Genomic DNA, 9,896 nt, shown 5'->3' on the forward strand with positions numbered 1-9,896 from the left:
ACGGTCTGGGCGTGCATGTCGAACCGGCCCGCCATGTCGCGCATGGCGTGCGGGTCGGTCATAAAACGGTTAGGCATTGCGATCTCCTTAAATGATTGTGGTGCAATGACATTCGCGTTGTGTTATCCGGCGTTGTTGTGCTATCCGGCGACCACGGGGCGCGCCATGACGGTGGGTTTGAACCCGTATCGGGGTGCGGCGAAACCGAAGCCGCGCCCGCCGGTGCCGCTCATCGGCATGCCGGGCATTCCGGGCATGGCGCTTGCCGGCACGGTGGCAAAGCCGTGGCTGGACGAGGCGGCGGCGACCGGGGTCATCGGCGGTGCGGGTGCGGCCCAGCTGGGCGGCACCGACATCGCGCCGACCAAAGTGGCCCGGCCTATCCCGGCCGACATGGCCGCCGGGGCCGCCGGGGCGGCTCCGGCGCCCAGGGTGACGCCCATCCCGGCTGGGGTCGCCGCCATGGGTGCCAGCGCGTCGGGACCGAACGCGGACGCCAGCACGCCACCGGTTCCTGGTGAGAACTTGCCCGACAGGATTGCCCCAATACCTCCACCCCCGCCGCCGCCTTGAAGCGCGCTGCCGACCACCGTGAGGTCGGCGAGCGTGTTCATGGTGGTCTGGGTGCCCAAAATGGGTCCGCCGGAGAGCAATCCGTTGCCGACGCCGCCGGACAAGAAGGTTCCGAACGCGCTTCCGTCCGCACCGTCGAGGAAATTCAGCACCCCGGCCAACCCGTTGACGCTCTTGGTGGTCCCATCCAGCCCCTCCAGAAGGCCGCCGAGGCCCGAGTGCGCCGACGACGTCGGCGACGCCATGGATTGCAGCGCGTTGGGTATTTGCGCCAACAGCTGCGACAGCGTCTGGGCATGGCTGCCAGCGGCTGCGGCCGTGGTCTGGGCGACCGCGGCGCCCTGGTTGGCCGGCCCGGCCGCGGTGGTGGTCTGCGGCGGGGCGGTCAGCGGGGTGACTTTCGCCGCGGCCGCCGAGGAGGCGGCATAGCCGAACATCGCCGCGGCGTCTTGGGCCCACATCTCCCCGTAGTGGGCTTCGGTGGCCGCGATCGCCGGCGTGTTTTGGCCGAGCACGTTGGTGGCCACCAGCGAAGCCAACAGGCTGCGATTGGCGGCGATCACCGCCGGGGGCACCGTGGCCGCAAACGCCGCCTCGTAGGCGGCCGCGGCTGCGTTGGCCTGCTGGGCGGTCTGCTCAGCCTGAGTGGCAGTGGTGCTCAGCCACGCCGTGTAGGGCGCGGCGGCGGCCGCCATCGACGCCGACGCGGGCCCGCGCCAGCCTTCACTGGTGAGCCCTGAGATCACCGACTGATACCCGGCCGCTGTCGAACGCAACTCGGCGGCCAACGCGTTCCAGGCCGACGCGGCGGCCAGCATCGGCCCCGATCCGGGACCGGCATACATCCGTGCGGAGTTGACCTCCGGTGGGAAAGCTCCGAAGTCCATTGTCAGAACACTCCTTTCAGCTCGCCGCGACCGCGTTGGCGGCCTCGGCAGTCGAGTAGGACACCGCGCTGGTGCCCAGCGTGGTCGCGAACAGTTCATGAATCCCGGCAGCCTGTGAGCTGACGGCTTGGTACACCGCCGCGTGCGCAGCGAACTGCGCTGCGGTCAGCGCGGAGACCTCGTCGGCGGCGGCCGGAATCAGTCCCGTCGTCGAGGGTGCAGCGGCTGCGTTCTGTGCGGCAATCGCCGCGCCGATTCCGTGCAGTTGGCTGGCAGCCGCAGCCAGAGCTTCAGGTTGTGTGGTGACAAAAGACATGTGGGGCTCCTCCTCACAGGAAGCAGGCGCAATGACGTGCCGGGGCACGCGGGAATGACGCACGCCGAAGACATGCGGACGTGCGTGTGTAATCTGAAGCGGCGCAGGCCGACTCAGCTGGCGGAAACGGCGCCGGGGCCGGATCCGAGCGAAACGGTCATGGAACTCGGATAGGGATCCGGATTGTCACTGGGACTCATTCCGCTCTCACCTCCTCACGGCCGGGGCACACGGGGGTGCCGTTACGTCGCACAGCGGGGTGGGGAGCCAAGCCGGTGAGCCGGGCGGGCACCCCTCTCGTCAGAGCTTTGGCACTGCACGGCGTATCCGGTTTCCCGAAAGCCACTTGGGCTCAACCCTTAAGCCGGGAAGAGCTGTCCTGACCCTGGGCGTCTTTCGACGTTCGGGGTCAGTGGCCTATGTCCGTGCAGACGCCTCACCTAGCGAGGTGCATACAGCGGTAATGCTTGCACTCGAAGCGGTGTCAGTCAACCCGCCTCGCCGGTCATTGTGTGGAGAATTCATGGTGTGGAGCATCGAAGAACCCGACGCGCCGCGCGCTCAGGTGGTCTTCTTTTCGGCCACCGCGGCGCCGAGGCCCTCGGCGAGGTCGTCGCGGGTCAGTTCCCTGAACCGACGTAGCTGTTCCTCGCTGAACTCGTCGAGGTCGCTGTTCAGCACGGCATCGAGCTCGTCGTCGTCGAGCCGGAAGCTACGGTGATCGCGCGCCTTCTCCACGACGTTGCGCACGAAGCCGGCGTTGCCCAGCACGTCGATACCGCGGATCAGGTCGCCGTCCTCGGAATAGGTCTCGTCGGCGTAGAACTTCGTGTAGGACGGCAACAACACTTGCACCGCCTCGTCGGTGACTACGTCTTCGTTCTCCTGGGCCATCAACGTGGTCAACGCGATCAGCTCCGGCGGTGTGTAACTGTAGAACTCGATCACCGTCGAAAAGCGGCGTCGCAGACCGGGATTGACCTCCAACATGTGCTCCATCGCCTTGGCGTAACCCGCTCCGAACACCACCAGCTCGTCGCGGTGATTCTCCATGTAGAGCAGCAGGGTGTTGATGATCGCGTTGCCGTAAGGGTCACCCTGCTGGTAACCACGCTCGTGCAGCGTGTGCATCTCGTCGAAGAAGACGGCGCCGCCCAGCGCCTCCTCGAGCATCTCCTCGGTGTTCTTCTCCGCGTCGGCCATGTAGCGGCCCAGCAGCTTGGAGCGACTGGTCTCTACTACCAGCGGCTTGCGCAACACCGTCAAACCACACAGTTGCTTAGCGAAAGCCCTTGCCACCGATGTCTTTCCGGTTCCAGGCGGCCCTAACAACAAGGTGTGCCGCGAACTCACCGGCACCGGCAGCCCCATCTTGGCGCGCGCCAGGTTCACTTTGGTCGTCGACTTGATCAGTGTGATTTCCCGTTTGGCCTGTTCCATTCCCAGCATGGCGCCCAGCTCGGCGTCACCCTCGGCCAGATACTTCTTGGCCATCTCGGAGTGCCGGGCGGCTTCGGTCTGCTCGCGGGTCGGCGCACTGTCGGGATCCCACGGATCCGTCCGCGCCTCAATGGTTTCCGGGTCGGTGAGCACCAGCCGGTAATTGGGATTGTCCAACGCTTCGCGGGCCGGGGTGAATTTGGCGTCCCGCGCGTACACCCGGCGCAGCAGCTCGACGGCCTCGTCTTCGCGGCCCAAGTGACGCAGGCACATTGCCTGCGTGTACATCGCCACGTTGGCCGCGCCGGGTACGCGGTCACCCTCGATGGCCTCCTGTGCGAGCCGGGTCGCCTCCTCGAATACCCCCAGCGAGGCCAGAGCCGTGGTGGCCATCGCGGCTCCGGCGGCCTTCAGCGCAGGGTCACGCCACGGCGTCAAAGCCGGGAACTGGGCCAGCACATCCGACCAACGGCCGGTGCGGAAATACAGCAGGCCCCGCACATACGCGATCAGCTCGGCGTCGAACGGGTGCCGCGGCTCGGCCGCGTCGAGCAACCGGGCGGCCTCCGCGTACTGTTTCGCCTCGGCGAGGGTGGCAGCGTAGGCGGCAGCCAGCGATTCGACGCTGGTGATCGCCAGCCGCAGGAAAAGACCGTCGGAGGCTTCGGGCCGAAACTCGGCGTCAGTGAGTCCCAGGCGGCGGATCTCCCAGCCAAATGTCGTGACGGCGGCCCACGCTCCCGCGAGCACGTCAATACCCTGCTCGCCGGCCAGGATCCGGGCCAGCCAGGCGTCGCACATCTGCGGGTCGAGCCGGGTGGCGGTGGTGAACATCTGCAGTGCCACCTGCGGATTGTGGCTGGGCTGCAGTCCGTTGACGGAGATGCCGGACGCCAGCAGACCGGCCACCATGGCGTTGCGGGCGTCGGTTGCGGTCTGCGGCCTGCTCATCGGTGCCGGCCTGCGACCGCAACGTCGTGCGGCGCGGTTCCCAGCGGCATCTCGAGATGCTCGTCGGCGCGCAGCGGCCGGCGCGGCATCACCAGGCGCGGGCCGGACGTGGGCGCCGGCAAGCTGGCCGCCACCGCGGTCAACTGTCGTCCGGCCAGCCGGTTCAGCCCCCTGCAGAGTTCTTTGGGCAGTCGCTCTCGGCTGTGGTAGCGGACCCACACCGACACGTCGGCGCCCCCGCGTCGCGCCTCGAGCCGCAGGGTCACCACCGTGGCGTCCGTGTCGGGCTCCCAGAGTTGCTCCAGGGTCTCGGCGGTGATGTCCGCAGGCGAGACCCAGAAGCTGGTCACGAATCCGCCGGGGTGCTTCAGATGGCGCCAATAGGGCGCGATGCTTGCCGGGTCGAGGCCGGCCAGCACTGCCTCGTCGACGTCGGCGATCTGGTCGGCGTTCAGTGTGCGTGCGGTGCAGCGTGGCCCGTCGAGATCATCGGCGAGCCGCTCGGCCGCCGCCGCCACAGTAGAGGCCACGGAATCGCGGGCCGCCGTCGCGGCGACATTGCGCTGGGGATCCATCCGCAGCACCAGCCAGACGCGGCGCTGATGACCCGCGCTGGCGTCGCCGTGTTTGCCGAAGTCGTCTCGGACCGCCGCGGCGACACCGCTGTCGACCCGCCGCGCTTCCACCGCGACGATGTCGATGCCATCGAGACGAACGTCGAACTGCCGCAGCGCCGAGGCGATCGTCCCCACCGGCAGCCCCACCGCCGGCGCCGGCCGCTCACGGTGCCGACCCGACGGTACGCCCACGGGACCCTCGACGGCGATCACCGCGACCAGCTGGCCCCGGTACTCGCGCACGCCCACCACGTCGCGGCCGAACCGCCGGCGGTGATCGATCGCCGGGGTGCAGCCGGCCAGCATCGCCGCAGGATCGGTGTACCAATTGCGTAGCCGCGCGACCGGTGCCGACGTGACCGGGATGCCGCGGTAGCTGAGCAGGGCCGCGACCGTGATCAGCACGGCGATACCGACCCCCGCCCACCACGCGATGTGGTGGGTCTGCCAGGTGTCGGGGCAGTGGCTTGCGACCGCCAGCACCGCGACATCGATGAGGAACACCGCGGTGACCCGCGGCCACGACACGGCCAGGCCGAATCGACGTTGCGCCTTCATCGTGACCTCCGTCGCATCAGCGCCGCGCCGCCCAACACGGCTCCGGCGACCAACAACAGCCCCGCCACTCCCCCGGCGGCCACCCAGACGGGCGTCATGTCGCGCTCGGGAGGAGGCGGCGGCAGCTTCAGCGGTGACGACGATTCGGTGGGCAGGGGTGGGGCATCGGGCACATCCCAGGTCAGCGCGGCCACCGGATCGACGACGCCGTAACCGATCTGGTTGTCGACCCCGCGGGCCGGTGACCTGGCGGTACGCGTCAACCGGTTGATCGTCTGCTGCGAGGAGAGCTCCGGGAACTTCGCGCGGACGAGAGCCGCCACTCCGGAGACGATCGCGGTGGCAAAACTGGTGCCGGCCGGCACCAGCAGCGTGTTGTCCGGACCGTCGATGGCGTTCATCAGGCTGTCGTCACGCGGTGAGAGCCCGACGACATCGGTTCCGGGTGCCGCGATCGACACCCACGGCCCGGCAACACTCGATTTGTCCATCGGCGCACCGGTGGCATCCACGGCGCCGACGGTCAAGACGTATTGGCTGAACCACGAGGGCGTCACCACCGTGGTCACGGCGTTCCAGTCGCGCGGATCGTTGGGCTGCAACGGGTCGTACACCGGATTTTGCTTGCAGTCTTTCTGGCTGGTGTCACCCGCGGCGGCCACGATCACCACGTTCTTGTCGACGGCCGCGTAATGGACCGCTGCGCCCAGATCGGCCTGGTCGAGGACGTTACGTGCGCTCATGCACAGCACCTGGGAGATGTTGATGACCGACGCGCCCAGGTCGGCGGCGTGCACGATCGCCCGCGCCATGGTCCGGATGCTGTCCATCTTCTGGCGGGTCTGCGGATCCTCGTCGCCGGTGAATGCGTCCTTGAGGCTGAATGCCTGGCTGGACTGGCGAATCGAGATGATCTCGACATCCGGAGCGATCCCGACGAAAGCATCACCCGGGCCCGCCGGTGGCGGATCCTGGGGCATGGGGGCCGCCGGCTGGGAACGGTCGGCGGCGATCACCCGCCCGCTGCCGGCGTAGCTGGGCAGCACCATCGTGCCGGGTCCGCTGCTGGCGGCCCCGGGCTGGGGTGGCGGCCCGGGCTGGGGTGGCTGCCCAGGCTGAAGTGGTGCCTGCCCGGCAGGGGGTGCCTGCTCGGCAGGGGGTGGCGGCCCGGCAGGGGGTGCCTGCCCGGGTGGAGGGGCACCGAACGGCGGCGGGGGGCCCTGCTCCTCCGGCGGCGCGGGCTCGACGTTCAGGGGTTGGGGTGGTTGCGGCACCAACGTGATCGTCTGCGGCGGCGGCGCAGGAGGAGGTGGCTCGTTGGTGGGAACCGGCAGGGGTTTACGCCCCGGGGGCGCCTCCGGCGCAGCGCCACTGGCGGGCGCTGCGGCGATCATCGACGCGACGATCGTGCCGTGCGCGTCGCAGTCGGACAGTCCGTCACCGCCGCTCATCACATAGTCACCGCCGCCGATCAGGTGCGGGAGTCGCGGGTGCGGGGTCACACCGGTGTCGATCACCGCGATCTTCACCCCGGCGCCGCGGCCGAATCGCCATGCCTCGTTTAGGTTCAACATGTCCATGTATTTCGGCTGCAGGCGAAAATCGGTGTCCGGCAGCACCCCGACTTCCGTGCAGTAGGCCGTCTGGCGCATCGGCGCCACCGGGCCGGGCGGGCCGTTCGGCGGCACCGCGGCGGGGTCGATCACCGGCGGATCGATCGCGTGGGCAGCCGGCGACCCGGCCAGCGACCCGGTAGCAATCAGCAGGACGGCGGCGGCCGCTCCCGTTACTCGACGGCAGTGCCGGCGGCTACCGGTACCGGATTGCTGCATAGACGTTCATCAACCACAAGGCCAGCGGAAAAATCGGGATCAGACAGATGTATTCGATCCATTCAACGAACCTACGGAACAGGGGACTGTAGATGCTGTTGGGCACCACCGCCGCAGCCGTCAACCCGGCCGCCGGTAGCAGGACCAGGATCGCCACCCCGATCGAGGACGCCACGGGAGATGACAGCACCAGCACGTAGCGCACCACCACGGCCACCACGATCAGCACCCCCGTCACCGCCAACGTGATCGCCAGCCAACGGTCGACATACGAGCGCCCGCGCAGTAACAGGAAGCCCGAGGTGGAGGCGGCCAGCAGCAGCGGCAGCCAGCGCTGTGCGGTGTGTGGGTCGCACAGCGCGGTCGAACTCACCACCATCAGCACTCCCATCCCGACCAGCAAACCGGCCAGGAATGACCGCGCCCGCTCGGAACGCAGTACCACGTCACGCACCGATGCGGGGCCTTCCAGGATGGGCCGGCCGCCGCCGGAGACTGCGACGGTGGTCGGCAGGTCGGGCCTGGCCTCGAACACCCAGCGACTGGTGGCGGACGGAAACACCGGCAGCCGGATACCCGACAGCCAGCGCGACATCGTCGGCGCGGCGTGATAGCCCACCACACAGACCAGCAGCACGCAGGTCAGGAGGGTCACCGCTCCGGCGCCCAGTGCCATCCGCGCCAGGCCTGCCGCCAGACCGGCAACGCAAATGGTGACGATCGCGGTGCAGACAGCCAGCTGGCGTCCGATGAACCTCATCACCAGGATCGCCCCGACGCCCGCCGCCGCGAAACCGAGAACCGCGTGTGGGGCGCCGACCGGTCCGGGCGGGGCCGCGGCCACCGCCACCGCTGCCGGAGCCAGCCCGGTGAGCAGCATGATGTCCCCGACCCGGCGGTCGGCTGTGGTCGTGGAGCGCACCAGCACGAGCGTGGCCACCGTCAACACCAGCAGCGCGATCACGGCTCCGTAGACAGCCGGCAGCCAGGAGTCGTCCTGCGAGCGCCACCAGCCCAGCAAACCCGCGGCCAGCAGCACGCCAACCCCCACCATCGCGGCACCGACCTGCACGGCGACCACGGGGTCGATGGCGGTGAAACGCTTGGACAGGTTCGCGGCCACGGCGGTCGAGATGTGCTCGATGACCTGGGCGCGGTGCTCGGTGTCTGCGATGAACCGCAGCCAGAGCCGGTCGCCGTCGTACACGCTCTGCTCGGTGAGCGACTGGCCGGGCCGCAACGGCGTGCCGTCTACCAGGCACAGCATCCAGCGCCCGCGTCCGTCGGCCGTCAGCGGCGTGACGTCCAGCTCCCGCAGCCGACTGTTGACGACCTTGAGCAGCGGGTCGACCATGACCGCGACGGGGGCGTTCGCGTCCAACAGCACGCCGATCTGCACATCGGCGGCCATGACGGCAACGACCGTTGCCTGCGGCGAGGAAACTGCTTCGGCGGTGGTTTGCGGCGCCTCGGCCACCAGAGTTGTCATTGGACCTCCCCGTTGTCGACGAATTCTGGGCTCATGAGTCTCGCCTCGTTTTTCAATTTCGACGTGGGTCGTATTGTCCAGATAATTCTAGACCATTGACCCACATCCGGCCTATCGCACAGCAGTCAAATCAAATCCGTTGTCGCACGATACTTCTCATTGTCTTTTCTTAGACACGGCGATGCGTTTTCCACTCGCCGTAGGGCAGCGTCTCCAAAACCGTCTTCACCCCAACCTGCACCAACTGCGGGGTGGCCGGGCAGATGGCGAGCCAGGTTTCACCCGAGCCCGCCGTCCGGGCTTGCTGATACATCGCGATACGCCCGCCCGACCCGTCTTTCAGCGACAGCACCGAGGCGCTGGGGGCCCTGGCGTCGTCGCGATACTGCCGGGCATAGACCGCGGCTTCGGCGGCCGGATCGGCCAGCGCCTGCCCCAGCGCGGCGACAGTGGCCGCACTGATGCCCAGCCGCCGCAGGTCACCGCCGGAGAACACGTTGAAACCGGCGCCCTGCCATGCTTTGGTGGCTTCCAGCATCTCCTCGAGCGGCACGTTGACCGCGCTGATCGCCGCCGGATCGGCATGGTGAATCGACTCCAGCCCGTCGAACACCAACGAGGCGATGGACGCCGTGTCCGCGATCGCCACGTCGTCGATGGTGATCTCGTCGCCGACCCGAACCGCAGACACCCAGTGCTGGCCGCGCCGCGCCAATACCACCCGGAACTCGTTGTCGGGGATGTCGCGCGAACCGACCTGCTCCGCTTCCGCTTCCCCTTCCGCCTTCCCTTCCGGCCTCTCCTTGACGCCGTAGAGCAGCTTGCCGCGGGAGAGCAGTGCGACGACCTCCAGGTCGGGCGCCGCCAGCACCCTCATCCGGGCAGCGACCTGTTCGTTGACCTCGTCATCGACGACGATGCCCTGCTCGCGCATGACCGCCATACCCGGGTGCTCGTTGAGCCAGTCCAACGAATCGGTGGAGACGAACGGCCGGCAGCGCAATTCAGGTGCCACGTGGCGAACATCCAACAGCGCCTGCAGCATCCACAAACCCTCGACGTTGACGGTGATGTCGGTCCGGGTGCTCTGTTGGTCCATGGCTACTCTCGGTTCTGGTCTCGGTTCTCGGCGCTTTCGGATCAGTCGGATAAGAAGGACGCGGCAGCACACCTGGCTCCGGTGTGCTGCCGCGCCTGATGGTGGCTGTTAGGCCCAGCTGGAGCCGACGGCGG

7 protein-coding genes, 1 pseudogene and 1 riboswitch are annotated in these 9,896 nt (G+C 68.3%); all 8 genes and pseudogenes read right to left on the reverse strand.

Features of this window, described 5'->3' with window-relative positions; genetic code table 11:
• Positions 1-77: pseudogene (locus ABDW21_RS14795) on the reverse strand (WXG100 family type VII secretion target); the annotation flags it as partial.
• Between the two features lie 63 nt (positions 78-140).
• The gene (locus ABDW21_RS14800) at positions 141-1,460 is read right to left on the reverse strand and encodes a PPE family protein (protein ID WP_343602691.1); all 1,320 of its coding nucleotides are present in this window, start codon (positions 1,458-1,460) and stop codon (positions 141-143) included.
• A 16-nt stretch (positions 1,461-1,476) separates the two neighbouring features.
• Positions 1,477-1,776, reverse strand: a complete 300-nt coding sequence (locus ABDW21_RS14805) for a PE family protein (RefSeq protein ID WP_343602693.1) — start codon at positions 1,774-1,776, stop codon at positions 1,477-1,479.
• 285 nt (positions 1,777-2,061) lie between these two features.
• Positions 2,062-2,231: riboswitch (M-box (ykoK) riboswitch) on the reverse strand.
• Between the two features lie 106 nt (positions 2,232-2,337).
• A complete protein-coding gene (eccA, locus tag ABDW21_RS14810; RefSeq protein ID WP_343602694.1) occupies positions 2,338-4,167 on the reverse strand; it encodes a type VII secretion AAA-ATPase EccA in 1,830 nt (609 codons plus the stop codon).
• Complete coding sequence (gene eccE / locus ABDW21_RS14815) at positions 4,164-5,342, reverse strand: type VII secretion protein EccE (protein WP_343602696.1); 1,179 nt, start codon at positions 5,340-5,342, stop codon at positions 4,164-4,166. The genes eccA and eccE overlap by 4 nt, the downstream gene beginning before the upstream one ends.
• On the reverse strand, positions 5,339-7,174 hold the full coding sequence (mycP, locus tag ABDW21_RS14820) for a type VII secretion-associated serine protease mycosin (protein WP_343602697.1): 1,836 nt from the start codon (positions 7,172-7,174) through the stop codon (positions 5,339-5,341). Before mycP ends, eccE begins: the two co-directional genes overlap by 4 nt.
• Complete coding sequence (gene eccD, locus ABDW21_RS14825) at positions 7,152-8,663, reverse strand: type VII secretion integral membrane protein EccD (RefSeq protein ID WP_343602698.1); 1,512 nt, start codon at positions 8,661-8,663, stop codon at positions 7,152-7,154. Before eccD ends, mycP begins: the two co-directional genes overlap by 23 nt.
• A gap of 169 nt (positions 8,664-8,832) precedes the next feature.
• Positions 8,833-9,762 (reverse strand): ESX secretion-associated protein EspG, encoded by a 930-nt coding sequence (locus ABDW21_RS14830; RefSeq protein ID WP_343602700.1) that lies wholly within the window; start codon positions 9,760-9,762, stop codon positions 8,833-8,835.
• Between the last annotated feature and the right edge of the window lie 134 nt (positions 9,763-9,896).

The sequence above is a fragment of the Mycobacterium sp. genome, assembly GCF_039583805.1.
Classification (GTDB): domain Bacteria; phylum Actinomycetota; class Actinomycetes; order Mycobacteriales; family Mycobacteriaceae; genus Mycobacterium.